Genomic DNA, 17,385 nt, shown 5'->3' on the forward strand with positions numbered 1-17,385 from the left:
GTCAATGCTGTCGGAAGGCGGGCACACCATGAAAAATATCCATCCCGTCATTTTGTGCGGTGGCTCCGGCACGCGTCTCTGGCCGCTTTCGCGCAAAAGCTATCCCAAACAATTCGTTCCGCTGATCGGCGACACCAGTCTGCTTCAGGATTGTGCTGAAAGGCTGCGCGGACCGGCAGAGGCGCGCTATGCAAAGCCGCTGATCCTCACAAATGAAGCCTTTCGTTTTGTGGTGCCGGAACAATTGGCAGCCGTTGGAATCGATCCCGGCCCGGTGCTCATCGAACCCGGGGGACGCAACACGGCTCCTGCAGTGCTTGCGGCCGCTCTATATTTGGCAAAGTCTGATCCTGACGCGGTAATGCTGGTGGCCCCGTCCGATCATGTCGTTCCGGACAAGGCCGCATTTCACGCGGCCGTCGTTCAAGGCACCAAGGCCATCGAAGAACGCGGCGATCTGGTGACTTTCGGCATCACGCCAGACCGACCGGAAACGGGATATGGCTACCTGAAGCTCCGCCACGCGCCGGATGCGACCAATGGCACGGTGCCTCTGGACCGGTTTGTTGAGAAGCCGGATCTGAATAGCGCCCAGGCCATGGTGGACGAAGGCACATATTTGTGGAACTCAGGCATATTCCTGTTTGGCGTCAAAGACATCATTGCTGCCTATCAACAGCACGCACCGGACCTGATGGAACCGGTTCAGTCGGCTGTCCAAAAAGCCAAGGTGGACCTTGGATTCCTGCGACTTGATGCCGAAGCCTGGGCTGAAGTTCAGGATATCTCGATCGACTATGCGGTAATGGAAAAGTCCAGCAATCTCAGCGTGGTGCCTTATGCCGCGGGTTGGTCGGATGTCGGCAGCTGGTCCGCTGTACAGGAGCTGAGTAACCCTGACGCTAACGGGGTTGCCACCACTGGCGAAGTCACGGCAATTGATTGCCGCAATGTGCTGGTGCGTTCAGAAGCGTCATCGCAAGAGGTAGTTGCGATGGGGCTGGAGAACGTGATCACCGTGGCCATGCCTGACGCTGTTCTGGTTGCCAGCATGGACAAAGCGCAGGACGTCAAACTGGCGGTTGCGGCGCTCAAGGAAAAAGGCGCGAAACAGGCCGAAGAATTGCCCGTCGATCACCGCCCGTGGGGCTGGTTCGAAAGCCTTGTGGTCGGAGAGCGGTTTCAGGTCAAACGCATTCACGTCCATCCGGGCGCGGCGCTGAGCCTGCAATCGCATCATCACCGGTCCGAGCATTGGATTGTGGTCGAAGGCACAGCGAAGGTCACGATCGGCGAAGAAGAGCGCCTCGTTTCGGAAAATGAGTCGGTTTATATTCCCTTGGGCGAAGTTCACCGGATGGAGAATCCCGGCAAAGTTCCGATGGTGCTGATCGAAGTGCAGACCGGAACCTATCTGGGTGAGGATGACATCGTCCGATACGAAGACATCTACGCCCGGGATTAGGGCGCGCGGTACGGGCCACTGGTGACACCTGCACCGTCGAGTGATTGACGGTTCAGCCATCCTTCTTGCGGCAAACAAGGAAACAATTTTGGTGCCTTCGCTGGCATTGTTTCCGTTTTTGCACTTATCGATTAACAATACCTTTCCGGGGCGTTCGTCCTGGTCACAGGAGATTCAGTCCTGCCACGGCAGTTTGGCGCGCAATCATTGTCGGACCGACGGTCTCAGGAGGACGCCCATGTCGCAAAGCTCACCCCGATTGAACCTGCCCTATCTGCAACCGGCGCAGGCTCAGAAACACGTCACCCATAACGAAGCGCTGCGCCACCTGGATTTGGTGGTGCAACTGACTGTTGCAACGACGAACGCAACAACCCCGCCCGCTGTCCCCGCTCAGGGAGAGGTACATGCGCTGGGGTCCAATCCAGCGGGTGACTGGAGCGGGCAACCGGGAAAACTGGCCGCATGGCTGGACAACGCATGGCATTTCGTTTCGCCCGAACCCGGCTGGCGTGCGTGGGATCAGGCGAACGGTCAACTCAAAGTCTGGGATGGCACGGGCTGGATCGACCCACCGATGGCAACCCAGAACCTGGATGGTCTGGGCATCGCTACCGGTTCCGACGGCACCAATCGCCTGTCCGTGCGGTCACCGGCCACGTTACTGAGCCATGACGGCGCCGGTCATCAACTGAAGATCAATAAGGCTGGCGACAGCGATACAGCCTCACTTCTGTTTCAATCGAACTGGACCGGCCACGCGGAAATGGGTCTGGCCGGCAACACCGGTTTTTCCATCAAGGTCTCGGCGGACGGAGGCACCTGGACCGAAGCGTTGAGCTTTGATCCCACAACTGGCGCTGCCGGCGGAGCGGCCGTTCAGGCCAGCGCGGATGACACCACAGCAGGCCGCCTCATGCGTGCAGATTACGGGTATGGGCCGGGCAACCTGTTGGGAGCGGTCTCGGAAAGCAACGGAACACCCACTGGCGCAGTGATCGAACGGGGCAGCACCGCTGACGGAGATTATGTTCGATTTGCCGATGGCACGCAGATTTGTTCGGCCTCGCTGAACGCGGTCGGATGCACATCTGTCACGGGCGCTCTGTTTGCGAGCAGCTCGGTGGTGTGGAACTTCCCGGCCAGCTTCGCTGCAGGCAGCACGCCTGTCCTGTGCGGCAGTGGCGGAAAAATCGCACGTTTCCTAAGCTTTGAAACCCCATCAACCACGGACGTGACCTGTCAGGTTCTGTCGGCAACCTCGGATACCACGACTGTGGCCCCGACGGTTGTTGCAATTGGTCGCTGGTTCTGACGTCATGCGCCGCCTGGGCATATGTTCGGGCGGCTATTTGCTGCGCAGATCCGTCTCAGCCTGTTTCAAGAACCAGTCATAGGTTTCACGTAGCCCATCCTCAAGCCGGATACGGGCCTGCCAGCCCATATCGCGCAGCCGCGAAACGTCCATGAGCTTTCGTGGTGTTCCATCTGGCCTGCTGGCATCCTGCGTAATACGCCCCTTGAAACCGGTTATCCTGGCAATCAAGGCAGCCAGTTCAGCGATCGAGATATCCTCACCACATCCGATATTGATGTGGCTCAGCATCGGTTCGGTATTGGCCTCGTAAACATCCCTTGGCAGATCCAGAACAAACAGCGCTGCGTCGGCCATGTCGTTCACATGCAGAAACTCGCGGCGCGGCGTGCCGGAGCCCCAGATCACCACCTCGTCCAGCCCGTCGCGCCGCGCCTCGTGAAAGCGGCGGATCAGGGCGGGCAGGACATGGCTGTTTTCCGGGTGAAAGTTATCTCCGGGACCGTACAGATTGGTCGGCATGACCGAGCGATAATCTACCCCGTATTGCCGGTTGTAGCTTTCGCAAAGTTTGATCCCTGCGATCTTGGCCACCGCGTAGGGTTCATTCGTGGGTTCCAGCACTCCGGTCAGCAGCGCATCTTCACGTATGGGTTGGGCCGCATCGCGCGGATAGATACACGAGCTTCCCAGTTGCAACAAAGACTGAACCCCAGCTTCAAAAGCCTGATGGATCACGTTGCATTCCATCATCAGGTTTTCATAGATGAAGGCCGCGGGATAACTGTTGTTGGCATGAATGCCTCCGACCTTGGCCGCTGCCAGGATCACGACATCGGGGCGTTCGGCCTGCATGAAGGCACGCACAGCGGATTGATCGGTCAGATCCAGCTCGTCGTGAGTGCGCGTGATCAGGTCAATGGCCTCACCCCCGGCCTGCCGGTCCCGAAGCAGGCGCAGAATGGCGCTGCCCACCATTCCCCGATGTCCTGCGACGTAGATCCTGCGCATCACGCCCCCTCAGCCGTTTTCCAAAGTGACGGGCAATTCGTAGCCATGCCGTTTCAACAATGCGTGCCTCTTGGCGGTGGTCAGATCTTCGGCAACCATCTCGGCGCACATCTCCTGAACGGAAAGCTCTGGCTCCCAACCGAGTTTCTGTTTCGCCTTGGAGGCATCGCCCTGCAAGCTGTCGACCTCGGCCGGGCGGAAGTATTGGGGATCGATGCGCATGATCACATCGCCCGGTTTCAGGGCGGGCGCGTTTTCGCCCTCAATCGCTGAAACGGTCGCGATCTCGTCCACCCCTTCGCCGGAAAACTGCAAAACAATACCCAGCTCGGTGGCAGACCACTCGATAAACTGACGTACCGAATACTGCTTGCCGGTTGCGATCACAAAGTCTTCGGGCGTGTCCTGCTGCAGCATCAGCCACTGCATCTGCACATAGTCCCTGGCATGGCCCCAATCACGCAGGCTGTCGATATTGCCCATGTAAAGGCAATCTTCGAGGCCTTGCGCGATATTGGCCAAACCCCGGGTGATCTTTCGGGTCACAAACGTCTCGCCACGGCGCGGGCTTTCGTGATTGAACAGAATGCCGTTGCAGGCATACATCCCATATGCCTCTCGGTAGTTCACGGTTATCCAATAAGAATAAAGCTTGGCCACGGCATAAGGTGAGCGCGGGTGAAACGGCGTTGTCTCGCGCTGCGGCTTCTCCTGCACAAGACCGTACAATTCAGACGTCGAAGCCTGATAGAACCGCGTCTTCTCCTCCAACCCAAGAAACCGGATCGCTTCAAGCAAGCGAAGCGTGCCCAACGCATCGACGTCTGCCGTATATTCCGGCGCTTCGAAACTGACTGCGACATGAGACTGGGCGCCCAGATTATATACTTCGTCCGGTTGAACCTGCTGAATGATGCGGGTCAGGTTCGACGTGTCGCTCAGATCGCCGTAGTGCAGACGCAGTTTGGGATCGGGTTCGTGCGGGTCCTGATAGATATGGTCTATCCGCTGCGTGTTGAACGAAGACGCGCGTCGCTTGATACCATGGACATCGTAGCCTTTGCTCAGCAGCAGCTCGGCCAGGTATGACCCGTCCTGACCTGTAATGCCTGTAATCAACGCAGTCTTGGCCATGATTACGCCCCGCCCTGTTCCATAACGCTTTTCTTCTGTTCCAAAGACAGTAAGAAGCCGAGGAAAGCAACCCAAGGCCAGATCAGGGATTGAATCCGTTCACGGTTTCTTGGACTGTGCGGTGCTTAAAGGCGGTTTCGACGAAAAGGGAATTTGAGTGATGCGCATTGCGATGATTGGCACCGGATATGTGGGGCTCGTGTCGGGTGTGTGTTTTTCGGATTTCGGCCATGATGTGGTCTGCGTCGACAAGGCCGCCAACAAGATCGAGATGCTACAGGCCGGCAAGGTTCCGATTTACGAACCCGGTCTGGATGTCCTGATGGCCAAAAACGTGACCGCTGGCCGGCTGAGTTTCACGACCGATCTGGCCGCCGCTGTGGGCAGCGCTGATGCCGTATTCATCGCCGTCGGTACACCGACCCGCCGCGGTGACGGCCATGCGGATCTGACCTATGTCACTGCCGCGGCCAAGGAAATCGCGCAGGCCGTCAAAGGCTATACAGTGATTGTCACCAAATCGACCGTACCGGTCGGGACAAATCGCATGGTCCATAAGGTGGTCTCGCAAACAAACCCGCAGGCCGAGTTTGACGTTGCTTCGAACCCCGAATTCCTGCGTGAAGGCGCAGCCATCGACGATTTCATGCGTCCCGACCGGGTGGTCGTGGGCGTTGAATCCGATCATGCCGCCGAAGTTATGAACGAAATTTATCGGCCCCTCTATCTGCGCGACTTTCCGATCCTGACCACGGACCTGGAAAGCGCCGAGATGATCAAATACGCCGCCAATGCCTTTTTGGCGACCAAGATCACCTTCATCAACGAAATTGCCGGCCTGTGCGAACGGGTCGGCGCGGATGTCAAGGAAGTGTCGCGTGGCATCGGTCTGGACGGCCGCATCGGCAACAAGTTCCTGCATGCAGGCCCCGGATATGGCGGGTCGTGCTTTCCCAAGGATACCGCCGCGTTGGCCCGGATCGGGCAGGAGCACGCCTATCCGATGCAGATCACCGAGACAGTCATTCGGGTGAATGACGAGGTCAAAAAGCGGATGATCGAGAAAATCCGCGAAGCTTGCGACGACAGTTTCAATGGCAAGACCATCGCGGTTCTGGGGGTCACGTTCAAACCCAATACCGACGATATGCGCGATGCACCGTCACTGACCATCGTTCCCGCCCTGATCGGCGGTGGCGCCAAGGTTCGGGTCGTCGACCCGCAGGGCCGGGCCGAAGGCGAGGCGCTGCTGCCCGGTGTGGACTGGGTCGAAGATCCTTATGCGGCAGCAAGGGATGCAGATGCCGTCGTACTGCTGACCGAGTGGAACGAATTCCGAGCGCTGAACCTGACCGAACTGGCCGAAACTATGCAAACCGCCCGCATGGTCGATCTGCGCAACATCTATTCTGAAACCCAGGTGTTGAAATCCGGCTTTGCCGCCTATGTCGCTGTCGGGCGCTGACCACGCCGGACCACGCAAGGCACGGCGCCTGAGGCTTTTTTGTTGGATTACTCGGCTGTCCAGATCTTGCGCCGACGTTCCTTGACCATTTCATTCCCTTCGTCAGTCCCGTCGTGGAACGTGTTGAACCACTCATCCCAGGGCGTTTCCCAGGTGCCATAATTGCAATCGAAGAATTTGTGATGCAGCTGGTGAAAGAAGTCTCCGACCTGGAACTTGGCCTTGTTCCCGAACTTCACATGCTCGAACCCGGCATGCGAGGTCGGAGCGCCGATCCCGTGGTGGAACAGCAGGAAGATGGCGTGGACCGGATGCGATGGCAGCAGGAAGAAAATCATCGTGTCGAACATCAGAAAGAAGCTCTCGACCGGATGCATCGCCAGCCCGGACCACGGGCCGGTGTTGATGTTGCGGTGATGCCAGGCGTGAACCCTGGTGTAAAAAGGCCCGACATGCAGCAGCCGATGCAGCCAGTAGAAATGGAAGCCCGCCCAGATCGGGATGAAAATTACCATCGTTACAAACCAGACCGGGTTGCTGTCGAATGTGATCATCGTGACCCAGCCATTGGCATAAGAATACAGGATGAAACACTCCCAGAACGTCCAGAAGGTCAGCGCCGGACCGAGGGTCCACAACATGTTGTCCCAGACCTGGTTCTTGAAGGTGAAAACCTTGGCGCCTTTCATCATCGGGCGCATATCGTACCGGTATTCGTCTGCCTGTGTGCGGAACTTCCACAAGGCCAGGTGCAGACCGCCTGCAACGACCATCAGAATGCAGAAATTGCGAAACCAGATCTCGGCCACCCAATCCCAGCTGAACGTCTCGATCCGCGCCAGAGATGGCGTCAGGTAAGTCCATGTAATGATGGCAAACACCAAAAGAAACGCACGCAGCGCCAGCGGGTTCCAGCTTTGCAGCAGGTATTTCAACGCGGCCAGAGGCTTCATCGGCCAATCCCAGTATGGAGAGGTCTGGATCGGCAACTGTGGCGTGTAGTTCCAAACCTTACGTTTGGGGCGCGGGGGCAAGGCCGGTTCAGTCATGGCTTAACTCATCAGTTCTGTTCGCTGTCGGAAACTGTACTTGCATTCGCGCACACCCCAGAACGCTATGTCTTGCAGGTCAGGCCAAGTTTTGCTTAGCCTCGCTTCATGACAACCCGTATCCCCTCTCTCAACTGGTTGCGCGTGTTCGAGGCAGCGGCCCGCACCGAAAGTTTCGCACGGGCAGCGGTGCAGCTGAACATGTCCGCCGCAGCCGTCAGCCAACAGGTCAAGGCGCTGGAAACGCGTCTGGGCACGCCGCTGTTTCACCGACATGCCCATGCGGTGACACTGACGGAAGCCGGTCGTGCCTATCTTCCATCCGTGCAGCAATCGCTGCTGATGCTGGAAACCGCCACCACCGGATTGTTCGGGGAAACGCGGGAACAGCGGTTGTTTGTGCAATCTGTTCTGCTGTTTGCGCACGGCGTTCTGGCGCGGGGGCTGCCCGAGTTTCAGGTCGCCCAACCTCAGATCAATCTGTCGTTATCGACCGGCAATCTGATTTCGGATTTTGCCAACCGATTCACCGATTTGCAGATCGTCTTTGGAAATCCGGCATTGTTCGGTACGGAACACGACGAGTTACTGCGCGAGCATTTGTATCCTGTCGCGCCACCAGAAGTCGCGGCTCAGATCACCGGGCCGCAAGACCTGCTGCGGTTCACTCTGATTGAGGTTTCGACCCACCGTGCAAGTTGGCTGCACCTGTTCGAGACGCTTCGGTTGCCGACCGCTCAGGCCCGCTATTTCTTTGCCGACAATTCCCTGATGGCGGCCGAGCTGTCAGCGAATGGCGGCGGCATCGCTCTGGCCCGTGCACCGGCGTCGGATCGGATCATGCGCATGTCCGGGCTTGTCCCCTGTCTTCCCGACATCGCCTGCCCGGGACAAGAGGCCTATCATCTGGTCTATCCGTCCCGAACCGCGTTGCGCCCTGTCGCCCGCATATTTCGCGACTGGCTGCTGGATTACAGCGCCGAAATCCAAAGGCGATAGAGGCTCACCGCTTCGGTCCGTCCGCAGGAATCTTTATGACCGTGCTCCGATCACCCGGCAAAGCCTGTGGTCAGAATATCCAGCTGTCCTGTCAGGTCGGTTTGCGCATCATGGCCCAGCACCATGTAGCCATAACCATCCTGCGCCCAAGTCGCCGTGGCAAGACCGCTGAGCACCGCATGTTTGACCGGTTTGTTCTCGGCTGCGGGACCCTGACGGATGACACAGAACGCAAACGGCTGCCCCTGTTCATCGGCATAGACAACCTGGATCAAAGGTTTGCCCTTGAACGACAGAACCTGCGCCCGTTTCAGATCCAGCCCCGGCAGGTTTTCCAACACTTCACGGTTCAAGGACCGGCCTAACTGAGCTTCGGCCTGCGCAATTTGCGCATCGAGTGCAGCGGGCGAATTGTCCAGCTCGGCAATCGTGTCCGGAACATAGAGCGACTGATAAATTGCAGCCTGCGCAGCCCAGCCCAGTTCGGGCGGGCGCGTGGCCCAGAATGTTGCGGACACGGCAATGACAGCGACCGAAGCCGCCACCGCGAAAAGACGAAGAGGGCCCGAGGAATATGAGACAGGCGGCGGCGCGGGCATATCCATTGCGGGCGTTTTTGCTGGGATGTCCCGGAATACGTCCTGAACAACGCCTGCTATCGGATCAAGCGCCATCAGACGCGCCTCAATCTCGGGGTCGCCTTCGACGGCAGCTTCAATCACGCGGCTCTGGCCTTCGTCCAGTGAGCCGTCCAGATATGCCCGCAAAGTCTCGTCGGAAAACGTCATTTGCCACTCCGCCGAATTGCGCCTGTCGCGTCGTGCTGCATCGCGGATTTCAGTTTCTGCCGCGCGTTGGACAGGCGGCTCATGATCGTACCGATAGGAACCTCCAGCAGCGCGGCAGCTTCGCGGTAACTATAGCCTTCGACAAACACAAGCATCACCGTTTCCCTCTGCGCTTCCGGCAGGTGCATCACTTGGGTAAACACTTCAGCGGCGAAAATATTCGTTTCTGCGTCGGGGCCGGTCGCGACCAGTTCGGCCTCGGGTGTCACCGACAGGGCCTGTGCCTTGCGGACGGATCGCGCGCGCAGTTCGTTCAGCCAGATCGAGCGACAGATGGTCATCAGCCAACTGTCCAGCCGCTCATGCGATGTCACCTGATGGTGCCGCTCCAGCGCGCGCAGGCACGTGGCTTGCAACAGATCGTCGGCAATGTCCGAGACGCCGGACAGCGCAAGCCCGAACCGCCAGACGCGTTTCGAATGCGTCTGGATCGCGCCGCGCACGGCCTGTTCGGAACTCATCTCACCGCTCATCGAATAAATCGTGACCTGTGTGTGTTTGTCTTTCACGAGCCGGGCCCGTGGGTTCAGGACTGACATAGACTCTGGAGGAATGAAATGAAACTTCTGTTCAAGGCGATCACGATTGCGTCGACGATTATTGCAGCTCCGGCCTTTGCGGCCAACTGGACGCTGGACTCGGATGCCTCGCACCTGGCTTACGGCACGGTCAAGATCGACGATATCGGAGAGGTCAATTCCTTCACCAATCTGTCCGGTCACGTGGGTGATGACGGCAGGGTCGAGATTCAGATCGACTTGTCTTCGGTCGAGACCAGTATCGACATCCGCAATGAACGCATGATCGAACACGTGTTCCGCAAGGCCGCCACGGCCACGTTGTCAGCAACGATCGACATGGACGCCGTATCGAAACTCGATGTCGGGAAAAGCGAGACTTTCGAAGTAGATGCAAAACTCATGCTGGCGGGCACTGATGTGGATTTCACGACTGGGATGTTCGTGCTGCGCCTGTCGGACACATCCGTGATGGTTTCGACCAACGACATGGTCTTTATCAGCGCCGAAGATGCCGGCGTCACGGCGGGCGTGGACAAGCTGATGGAACTGGCCCAATTGCCGGGCATCACGCGGACCGTTCCGGTCACCGCACGCCTGATGTTCAGTCAGGACGGCTGATCGGTGCCGCGTCGGGCGGCCATGAGCGTCAGCAACTGTTCTTTCGCCTGCCCGATATGCGTCGCCAACAGCGCGCAGGCCGCCTCGACCTGACCGGCCTGCGCCAGACGCAGCAGTTCGCGATGGTCCTGGCGGGCCGACTCGCGCTGCTCCATGACACTCAGGTGCATGCGGATATAGCGGTCGGATTGCAGTGCCACCCGATGAAGCAGGTCGTTTGTCAGCCCGCGCCCGGCCGCCGCATACAACGCCGCGTGAAACTGATGGTTGAGCGCGCCCCACTGGCCCACATCATTGGCATCGTAAGAGGCTTCCATCTGCTGCAGAATCCGAGCGCAGCGGTCGATGTCCCCGTCCGTCATCACCGGAATTGCCCGGCGGAACAGATCGACCTCAAGCAAGATACGCAAATCGAAGATTTCGGCAATTTCGGCCAGGGAATGCTCGGTCACCGAGGCACCGCGATTATTGGTCAGCACCACCAGCCCTTCGGCGTCCAACTGCTTCAACGCCTCTCGCACCGGCATGCGCGAGACAGCGTATTCCTCGGCCAATGCCTCCTGCCGAATGGTCTCGCCTTCGGACAATTCACCGCTCAGGATGCGGTCGCGCAGGTCGTTGGCTATGACGTCGGGAAGACTCTGACGTGTTATTGCGCGTTTCATTGCCATCGGATTACCCGCTTTCCGGGGGCGAACCGGCCCCCCAAGTGTCGCTCAGGCGGTAACCGCCAGGCCAGGGGTCGTCCGGGTCCAGCATGTGCTGATGCAGTCCGGTGATCCAGCCCCGGCCGGAGATTTCAGGGACGATCGCGTTGCGATCGCCGATGCGCGTGGCCTGCATAATTCGGCCCGTGAACCGCGAGCCGATGATCGAAACCGCCTCGAAACTCTGTCCGATCTGCATCTCTCCTTTTGCCGCCATCAGCGCCATGCGCGCCGACACCGCGGTTCCGGTCGGGGATCTGTCAACCTTTCCCGGCTGGATCGCCACCGCAGATTTTCCGCGCAGGCCGGTTGCCGTCTTTTCCAAAGGTCCGCAAAACGCACAGAACGAGATATGATCCCAATCCGGAGTGTCAGGGTGAGAAAACCCCAGCTGGTCATTCGCGGCATCAGTGATCGCGACGCCCAGACGGGCAATATCGTGGGCCTCGGCTTCGACGATGTCAAAGCCCAACGCAGATGCATCGACAACAACAAAACTGTCCCCGCCATAGGCCGTGTCGACTGTCAGCGTCCCCACACCCGGCACCTCGAGCGGAACAGCGATCTTGTCGGCAAAACTGGGCAGGTTCTGCACAAAAATGCGCTCGGCCTTGCCATTGCGGCATTCGGCCCGAACCCGGACCAGACCGCCCGGCGCCTCAAGCGTCATTCGGGTTTCCGGCTCCTGCATCGGGATAATGCCACCATCCAGCAGTACGGTCGACACACAGATCGAGTTTGACCCGGACATCGGTGGCGTGTCTTCGGGCTCCATGATGATAAAGGCGGCGTCCGCTTCGGGGTTCTTGGGCGGCACCAGCAGGTTTACATGCCGAAACACGCCCCCGCGCGGTTCGTTCAGCACAAAGTTGCGCAGGGTCTGATCGCGGGCGATAAAGGCGCGCTGATCCCACAGCGTGTCGCCCGGTGGCGGCACCACACCGCCGACGATTACATCCCCAACCTCGCCCTCGGCATGGGCAGAAATGACGTGAATGGTCTTGCTGCTGCGCATCATTACCCTTTCAGAACCGTGTTGCAGAGAAGGGGTCAGATGAAATTGGTGGCTCTTGCCCGCCAATCATCGCCCCCACCATCTCGGCCGTTCCGGCCGATTGCGTCAGACCCAGATGGCCATGCCCGAACGCGTATATGACGTTCGGCGAATTTGGGGACGCGCCGATTACCGGAATACTGTCCGGCAGCGACGGGCGAAAACCCATCCACTGGGTACCGCCTTCGGTCTTCAAACCCGGCAGGAACCGCTGCGCCTTTCTCAGAAGCGTATCAGCCCGTTCATAATTCGGCGGCAGCTTCAGCCCACCCAGCTCGACCGCACCCCCAACCCTAACACCACCATTGATACGGCTGGCTACAAAGCCATGCCTTGAAAAGGTCAGATGCATCCGCAGATCGAACGCCCCCTCGGGCAGGGTTGTATTATATCCGCGTTCTGTCTCGAGCGGAATGTGATCGCCGAGGGTTCGCGCCAGATGATGCGACCAAGCGCCCGCCGACAACACAACCTTGCCCGCATCGACCGTGCCATTCGCACAAGCCAACCGAACACCTTTCGAGGTTGGTGCAAGGCCCAGCACCTCCTGCAGCTCAATCTGACCTCCGCGGTCGCGAAATGCCCGTGCCAGATGCTCAACCCATGTTTTTGGATCGACGGTATTCATCCAATTGGGCGTGAACCCCGCATGCGTAAAGCGCGGGCTCAGGCCCGGTTGCTTTTCGGCAATGGCCTCGCGGCTTTCCAACAACTCGAAATCGATCCCATGACGGCGGCGCAACTCCCATGTGGGCAGGCTGGCGCGAAATTCCGCTTCGCTTTCATAAAGCTGCATCTGGCCGTCGCGCTGCATCAGGGCCTCGCCATCGACCGAAGCGATCTGACGGGTCAGTGCGATGCTGGACAGTTCCATCAGGCTGGCCTGCGCGCCCAACAGGCTTTGGTAGCGATCCGGGCGGCTGGCGCGCCAGAACCGGTACATCCACGGGGCGATCTGAAATGCGTAAGCCGGCGGGATCGACAACGGCCCCAGCGGGTCCAGCAACCATTTCGGAGCCTTGCGCATTATGCCCGGTGTCGCCAGCGGCTCGACCTCGGAAAAGGCAAATGCCCCAGCATTGCCAGCCGAGGTCTCCGCCGCCACGCCCGCGCGATCAAACACACGGACTGAATGGCCCAGCCGTTGCAGCTCAAGCGCTGCGCTGATCCCGATGACGCCGGCCCCAATGACAATGACCTGCTGCATCAGGGTTCAATGCCCCCTTTGAACGGATCATCAGGGGCAAAAATCAACCGCGCCTCAGCCATCACGAAGGCTTTCCCGGTAATCGAAGGGATGACGCCCCCGCCCGGCCCCGGCTGATAGGACAGGCGGTAGGAACTGCCGATCACGCTTTCCTGCACAATCTCTTCTCCGGGCGCCAATTTGCCTTCGGCCGCCAAACAGGCCAGACGCGCGGAACTGCCCGTCCCGCATGGGGACCGGTCATAGGCATCATCCGGGCAAAGCACAAAGTTTCGGCCGTGCACGCCTTCATTTTGTGATGCGCCCTGAAAGATGACGTGATCGATCGGCTCGGCTTTCTCACCGCCAAGCCCCTGCGCGATCGAGGCCTTACGAATTGCAATCGCTGTGTCGGACAACTGACGAATATTTGCGGGCTCGACCGGGATGGGGCTGGGATCGACGATGAAAAACCAATTGCCGCCATAGGCGACGTCTCCGGTCACCACGCCGATCCCGGGCACATCGAGCGTGGCCGCGCCGTGAACCCGGCGACTTTCGATATTCGTGACTGTCACCGTGTTGGCATCGTGCAATTCGATTGTGACCACCCCTGCCGGCGTTTCGATCCGATGGCTACCAACATCGATCCGTCCCAGATGCGCCAGCGTTACTGCCAATCCGATGGTCCCGTGACCGCACATGCCCAGCACCGCATCCACGTCAAAATAAATCACGCCGGTCGCACATGTCGGGTCCACCGGCTCGACCAGCAATGCTGCCACCATTGCCGGCTGACCGCGCGGCTCCAGCATGATCGAGCGATAAAACTCCTTGTGCTCTGTCGCCAACCGGCGGGCGCGCTCGGTCAGCGGACCAGATCCCAGGTCGGGCGCGCCGTCCAGGATCACCCGCGTGGGTTCTCCTCCGGTATGGCTGTCGATCACATGCATTCAGCGATCACTCCACCCTGCTTCGACCAGTCGTCGAACCATTTGCGGAACAGATCATATTGTTGCTCGCAATAGTTGCGCTGCGCATCGGTCAGCTCGTCAGTTTCATTGAAATGCAGACGGTATTCGGGTTCGCCGTTTAAGACCAGCAGGTGTTTGTAATAGAGAACCAGATCCGGCCCTTCGTCAAAACTGGACAGAACGTGAAAGGCTTCGGTCAGTTCCTGTGCGCGCTGGCGCGCTTCGGCATGACCTTCGGCAGCCTTTTGCGACAGGGCAGCCAGCAACAATGCTTCGCGCGGCAGAGCGGTTCCGATTCCGGTGATCGAACCTGTTGCGCCGCAATTGACGAAACCGTGGTAGACTTCGGTATCGACGCCGACCATCAGCGTGACCTGATCGTCCTGACTGGTGATGTTTTCCGCCGCGTAGCGCAGATCGTCCTTGCCACCGAACTCCTTGAAGCCCACCAGATTCAGATGCTCGGCCCGCAAGGCAAAAAACAAATCAGCCTTCGTGGCAAACCCGTAATACGGGCTGTTATAGATGATTGCGGGTACATCCGGCGCTGCGGACAGAATGGCCTTGAAGTGGTTTTTCTGCGCAATCGGCGACGTCCCCCGCGACAAGACACGTGGGATCACCATCAGTCCTGCCGCTCCGATCTTCTGCGCATGCGCGGCATGGGCCACTGCGGATTTCGAGTTTATTGCACCGGTGCCGACCACCACCGGCAAGCCCGCATCGATCAGGCGCTCGACCCCTTCCATGCGTTGCTGGTCCGTCAGCAAGGGCCAATCGCCCATCGAGCCGCAATAGACTACGGCAGACATGCCGGCCTCGATCATCTCCTTACCCTTGCGCACCAGCGCATCGAAATCCGGTGTCCGGGCTGGCGTGCACGGGGTCATGAGTGCGGGCATGGTGCCGGTAAATACATCTGATTGCATGAAATTCATCCTTTGAGGGGCAGTTGCGCATACGCAGTTCACGTATTTCGACTCGCCATATCGGATATTGGATACAAAATCCACAAGATTCACCTGGCAAAGAAAAAGGCGGCGCCCTTTGTCGGACGCCGCGTCTAACTCCGCTCAGGTCTTTGCGCTTATCGCAGCCTTAGCCCGGTATCCGGATCGAACAGCATCGCGCGTTCCGGGCGGACCGAGATTCCGATCTTCTCGCCCTGCTTGCTGCGCTGATCATCCCGCTCTTCCACGATCAGCTTGTCGCCGTTTGGTGTCAGCAGATAGGAATAAGACACACCACCCAGCGCCTCGGTCAGATCGACAGTACACGTATCCGCAGCGCGATCGATCTGGATGTGTTCCGGGCGGATGCCCAATGTCACCTTGGTCGCGTCCGATGGCACCGTATTGGTAACCGGAACAGAGTCCGTCAGTGCAGGGTGCCGGACAAGACCGTCCACGACGTCGCATTCGAGGAAGTTCATCGCCGGAGACCCGATAAAACCTGCCACAAAGCGGTTGTCCGGATCGCGATACAGGTCCATCGGCGCGCCGACCTGCTCGATGCGCCCATCACGCAGCACTACGATCTTGTCCGCCATGGTCATCGCCTCGACCTGGTCATGGGTCACGTAAATCATCGTCGCGCCGATTTCGTTGTGCAACCGCGCGATCTCGACCCGCATTTCCACGCGCAGTTCGGCGTCAAGGTTGGACAGAGGTTCGTCAAACAGGAACACTTCGGGGCCGCGCACGATGGCACGGCCTATCGCAACACGCTGACGTTGCCCGCCCGACAGGGCCTTTGGTTTGCGCTTGAGATACTGGTCCAGCTTCAGGATGTTCGACGCTTCCTGAACTTTCTTGTCAATCTCGCCTTTGGCCACACCGTTCATGCGCAGACCAAAGCCCATGTTCTCGGCCACGGTCATATGCGGGTATAAGGCGTAGGTTTGGAAAACCATTGCCACGCCACGTTTGGCCGGGTCCATATGGGTGACGTCGCGCGGGCCTATGTGGATCTCGCCCTCGGACGTCTCCTCAAGCCCGGCTATCATCCGCAGCAGTGTTGACTTACCGCATCCCGATGGGCCGACAAATACGCAGAATTCGCCGTCTTCGATCTGCAGATCAATGCCGTGAATGACCTGCGTCTGGCCATACCGTTTGATCGCCCGGTTCAGATTTACTCCCGTCATGTCGCTTGCATCCTGTCGTTACTGGCCATTTGCCGGCTCTCGGGGAACCGCCATGCCTGTGCTTCGGCCCCGATTTGATCCGCCACGTGCCGTACACGAGGAATCCAGGCCTCCAATTGGTCAAAATCCATACGCCCGGTGGAACCGGTCACTGAAATTGCCCCCAGCATCCGTCCGCCCGATGTCAGGATCGGACAGGCGATGCAAATGATGCCGGGTTCGTGTTCTTCGTCATCGATGGCGTATCCCCGGCTGCGGATCAGGTCGAGATCGGCCCGCAGGGCCGCCTCGGTCGTAAGTGTCTTGTCGGTAAAGCGATGAAAGCTCTGCTGTGACATCGCCTTGTTCAGAGCATTCTCATCGAGGAACGCCAGCATCGCCTTGCCAACGCCGGTGCAATAGGCCGGGCCCACCTTGCCAGCCTGCGAATACATCTCGATCGGCTGCGCCGCGTTCCGCTTGTCGACATAGAGAACCTGACTGGAATCAAGCTGCGCGAGATGCACGGTCTCTCCGGTCTCGCGGCTCAGCGCATCCAGAAATGGCCGCGCAATGGGCGCCAGCGAACTTTGCGTCCAGGCCGCGTGAGCCAGACGGACCAGCCGCAGCCCCGGAGCATAAGTCTGCCTGTCAGGGTCATAAGACAACATTCCCTGATTGGTCAGGGATTGCAGAAACCGATACAGCGACGCCTTGGGAAAATCGCTGCTGTCCAGCAATTCCGCAAAACGCACCGGGCGTTGAAACGCTGCGACCTGTTCAAGCACGTTGCATGCTTTGCCTATTGTTCCGTCACCAGCCACGGGTGCCTGACCTCCTCCACTTTCCCCACAGCACCGCTGCGAGGGTCTTGACAACGCTAACCGATTCGATGTGTAGTTTTCAATATATAA

General features: G+C 59.0%; 17 protein-coding genes. 5 read left to right on the forward strand and 12 right to left on the reverse strand.

Annotated elements, in window-relative coordinates; genetic code table 11:
* Positions 1 to 28 precede the first annotated feature (28 nt).
* Complete coding sequence (locus AC2TEL_RS12740; RefSeq protein WP_480862415.1) at positions 29 to 1,465, forward strand: mannose-1-phosphate guanylyltransferase/mannose-6-phosphate isomerase; 1,437 nt, start codon at positions 29 to 31, stop codon at positions 1,463 to 1,465.
* Positions 1,466 to 1,703: 238 nt separating this feature from the next.
* The gene (locus AC2TEL_RS12745) at positions 1,704 to 2,780 is read left to right on the forward strand and encodes a DUF2793 domain-containing protein (RefSeq protein WP_480904293.1); all 1,077 of its coding nucleotides are present in this window, start codon (positions 1,704 to 1,706) and stop codon (positions 2,778 to 2,780) included.
* 33 nt (positions 2,781 to 2,813) lie between these two features.
* On the opposite strand, the gene fcl is transcribed toward AC2TEL_RS12745, so the two are convergent.
* Both fcl and gmd read right to left on the reverse strand, forming a co-directional pair.
* On the reverse strand, positions 2,814 to 3,791 hold the full coding sequence (gene fcl, locus AC2TEL_RS12750; RefSeq protein ID WP_480862419.1) for a GDP-L-fucose synthase: 978 nt from the start codon (positions 3,789 to 3,791) through the stop codon (positions 2,814 to 2,816).
* Positions 3,792 to 3,800: 9 nt separating this feature from the next.
* Entirely contained in the window at positions 3,801 to 4,925 is a 1,125-nt protein-coding gene (gene gmd / locus AC2TEL_RS12755) for a GDP-mannose 4,6-dehydratase (RefSeq protein ID WP_480862421.1), read from the reverse strand.
* 160 nt (positions 4,926 to 5,085) lie between these two features.
* On the opposite strand from gmd, the gene AC2TEL_RS12760 reads away from it, so the two are divergent.
* On the forward strand, positions 5,086 to 6,390 hold the full coding sequence (locus tag AC2TEL_RS12760; protein ID WP_480862423.1) for a UDP-glucose dehydrogenase family protein: 1,305 nt from the start codon (positions 5,086 to 5,088) through the stop codon (positions 6,388 to 6,390).
* A gap of 47 nt (positions 6,391 to 6,437) precedes the next feature.
* Here AC2TEL_RS12760 and AC2TEL_RS12765 read toward each other — a convergent pair whose 3' ends face one another.
* Entirely contained in the window at positions 6,438 to 7,439 is a 1,002-nt protein-coding gene (locus AC2TEL_RS12765; protein ID WP_480842007.1) for a sterol desaturase family protein, read from the reverse strand.
* Between the two features lie 108 nt (positions 7,440 to 7,547).
* Between AC2TEL_RS12765 and AC2TEL_RS12770 the strand changes: the two genes are divergently transcribed.
* Positions 7,548 to 8,438 carry a LysR family transcriptional regulator gene (locus AC2TEL_RS12770; RefSeq protein WP_480862425.1) on the forward strand — a complete coding sequence of 297 codons (891 nt, stop codon included), beginning with the start codon at positions 7,548 to 7,550 and terminating at the stop codon, positions 8,436 to 8,438.
* Between the two features lie 50 nt (positions 8,439 to 8,488).
* On the opposite strand, the gene AC2TEL_RS12775 is transcribed toward AC2TEL_RS12770, so the two are convergent.
* Both AC2TEL_RS12775 and AC2TEL_RS12780 read right to left on the reverse strand, forming a co-directional pair.
* The gene (locus AC2TEL_RS12775) at positions 8,489 to 9,226 is read right to left on the reverse strand and encodes a hypothetical protein (RefSeq protein ID WP_480862427.1); all 738 of its coding nucleotides are present in this window, start codon (positions 9,224 to 9,226) and stop codon (positions 8,489 to 8,491) included.
* The gene (locus AC2TEL_RS12780) at positions 9,223 to 9,825 is read right to left on the reverse strand and encodes an RNA polymerase sigma factor (RefSeq protein ID WP_480842013.1); all 603 of its coding nucleotides are present in this window, start codon (positions 9,823 to 9,825) and stop codon (positions 9,223 to 9,225) included. The genes AC2TEL_RS12775 and AC2TEL_RS12780 overlap by 4 nt, the downstream gene beginning before the upstream one ends.
* An 18-nt stretch (positions 9,826 to 9,843) precedes the next feature.
* On the opposite strand from AC2TEL_RS12780, the gene AC2TEL_RS12785 reads away from it, so the two are divergent.
* Positions 9,844 to 10,425, forward strand: a complete 582-nt coding sequence (locus AC2TEL_RS12785; protein WP_480862429.1) for a YceI family protein — start codon at positions 9,844 to 9,846, stop codon at positions 10,423 to 10,425.
* Here AC2TEL_RS12785 and AC2TEL_RS12790 read toward each other — a convergent pair.
* From AC2TEL_RS12790 to AC2TEL_RS12820, 7 genes are all read right to left on the reverse strand, one after another.
* Positions 10,413 to 11,096, reverse strand: a complete 684-nt coding sequence (locus AC2TEL_RS12790; protein WP_480862431.1) for a GntR family transcriptional regulator — start codon at positions 11,094 to 11,096, stop codon at positions 10,413 to 10,415. The two genes, AC2TEL_RS12785 and AC2TEL_RS12790, sit on opposite strands and share 13 nt — an antisense overlap.
* Positions 11,097 to 11,100: 4 nt before the next feature.
* Positions 11,101 to 12,147 carry a trans-3-hydroxy-L-proline dehydratase gene (locus AC2TEL_RS12795; protein ID WP_480842254.1) on the reverse strand — a complete coding sequence of 349 codons (1,047 nt, stop codon included), beginning with the start codon at positions 12,145 to 12,147 and terminating at the stop codon, positions 11,101 to 11,103.
* 10 nt (positions 12,148 to 12,157) lie between these two features.
* Entirely contained in the window at positions 12,158 to 13,396 is a 1,239-nt protein-coding gene (locus tag AC2TEL_RS12800) for an NAD(P)/FAD-dependent oxidoreductase (protein ID WP_480862465.1), read from the reverse strand.
* Positions 13,393 to 14,325, reverse strand: a complete 933-nt coding sequence (locus AC2TEL_RS12805; RefSeq protein ID WP_480862433.1) for a 4-hydroxyproline epimerase — start codon at positions 14,323 to 14,325, stop codon at positions 13,393 to 13,395. Before AC2TEL_RS12805 ends, AC2TEL_RS12800 begins: the two co-directional genes overlap by 4 nt.
* Positions 14,316 to 15,275: a dihydrodipicolinate synthase family protein gene (locus AC2TEL_RS12810; protein ID WP_480904295.1), complete on the reverse strand. Its 960-nt coding sequence runs from the start codon at positions 15,273 to 15,275 to the stop codon at positions 14,316 to 14,318. The genes AC2TEL_RS12805 and AC2TEL_RS12810 overlap by 10 nt, the downstream gene beginning before the upstream one ends.
* Before the next feature lie 158 nt (positions 15,276 to 15,433).
* Entirely contained in the window at positions 15,434 to 16,492 is a 1,059-nt protein-coding gene (locus tag AC2TEL_RS12815) for an ABC transporter ATP-binding protein (protein ID WP_480862435.1), read from the reverse strand.
* Positions 16,489 to 17,295, reverse strand: a complete 807-nt coding sequence (locus AC2TEL_RS12820) for an IclR family transcriptional regulator (RefSeq protein WP_480842025.1) — start codon at positions 17,293 to 17,295, stop codon at positions 16,489 to 16,491. The genes AC2TEL_RS12815 and AC2TEL_RS12820 overlap by 4 nt, the downstream gene beginning before the upstream one ends.
* Positions 17,296 to 17,385: the final 90 nt, after the last annotated feature.

Source organism: Ruegeria sp. HKCCD9138 (assembly GCF_057220975.1).

Bases quoted from the DNA above. Each gene is read 5' to 3' on its own strand.
- AC2TEL_RS12805 (WP_480862433.1), bottom strand. From the start codon at position 14,325: ATGCATGTGATCGACAGCCATACCGGAGGAGAACCCACGCGGGTGATC.
- AC2TEL_RS12795 (WP_480842254.1), bottom strand. From the start codon at position 12,147: ATGCGCAGCAGCAAGACCATTCACGTCATTTCTGCCCATGCCGAGGGC.
- AC2TEL_RS12815 (WP_480862435.1), bottom strand. From the start codon at position 16,492: ATGACGGGAGTAAATCTGAACCGGGCGATCAAACGGTATGGCCAGACG.
- AC2TEL_RS12785 (WP_480862429.1), top strand. From the start codon at position 9,844: ATGAAACTTCTGTTCAAGGCGATCACGATTGCGTCGACGATTATTGCA.
- AC2TEL_RS12780 (WP_480842013.1), bottom strand. From the start codon at position 9,825: ATGTCAGTCCTGAACCCACGGGCCCGGCTCGTGAAAGACAAACACACA.
- AC2TEL_RS12810 (WP_480904295.1), bottom strand. From the start codon at position 15,275: ATGCAATCAGATGTATTTACCGGCACCATGCCCGCACTCATGACCCCG.
- AC2TEL_RS12765 (WP_480842007.1), bottom strand. From the start codon at position 7,439: ATGACTGAACCGGCCTTGCCCCCGCGCCCCAAACGTAAGGTTTGGAAC.
- AC2TEL_RS12775 (WP_480862427.1), bottom strand. From the start codon at position 9,226: ATGACGTTTTCCGACGAGACTTTGCGGGCATATCTGGACGGCTCACTG.
- AC2TEL_RS12760 (WP_480862423.1), top strand. From the start codon at position 5,086: ATGCGCATTGCGATGATTGGCACCGGATATGTGGGGCTCGTGTCGGGT.
- fcl (WP_480862419.1), bottom strand. From the start codon at position 3,791: ATGCGCAGGATCTACGTCGCAGGACATCGGGGAATGGTGGGCAGCGCC.
- AC2TEL_RS12770 (WP_480862425.1), top strand. From the start codon at position 7,548: ATGACAACCCGTATCCCCTCTCTCAACTGGTTGCGCGTGTTCGAGGCA.
- AC2TEL_RS12745 (WP_480904293.1), top strand. From the start codon at position 1,704: ATGTCGCAAAGCTCACCCCGATTGAACCTGCCCTATCTGCAACCGGCG.
- AC2TEL_RS12790 (WP_480862431.1), bottom strand. From the start codon at position 11,096: ATGGCAATGAAACGCGCAATAACACGTCAGAGTCTTCCCGACGTCATA.
- AC2TEL_RS12740 (WP_480862415.1), top strand. From the start codon at position 29: ATGAAAAATATCCATCCCGTCATTTTGTGCGGTGGCTCCGGCACGCGT.
- gmd (WP_480862421.1), bottom strand. From the start codon at position 4,925: ATGGCCAAGACTGCGTTGATTACAGGCATTACAGGTCAGGACGGGTCA.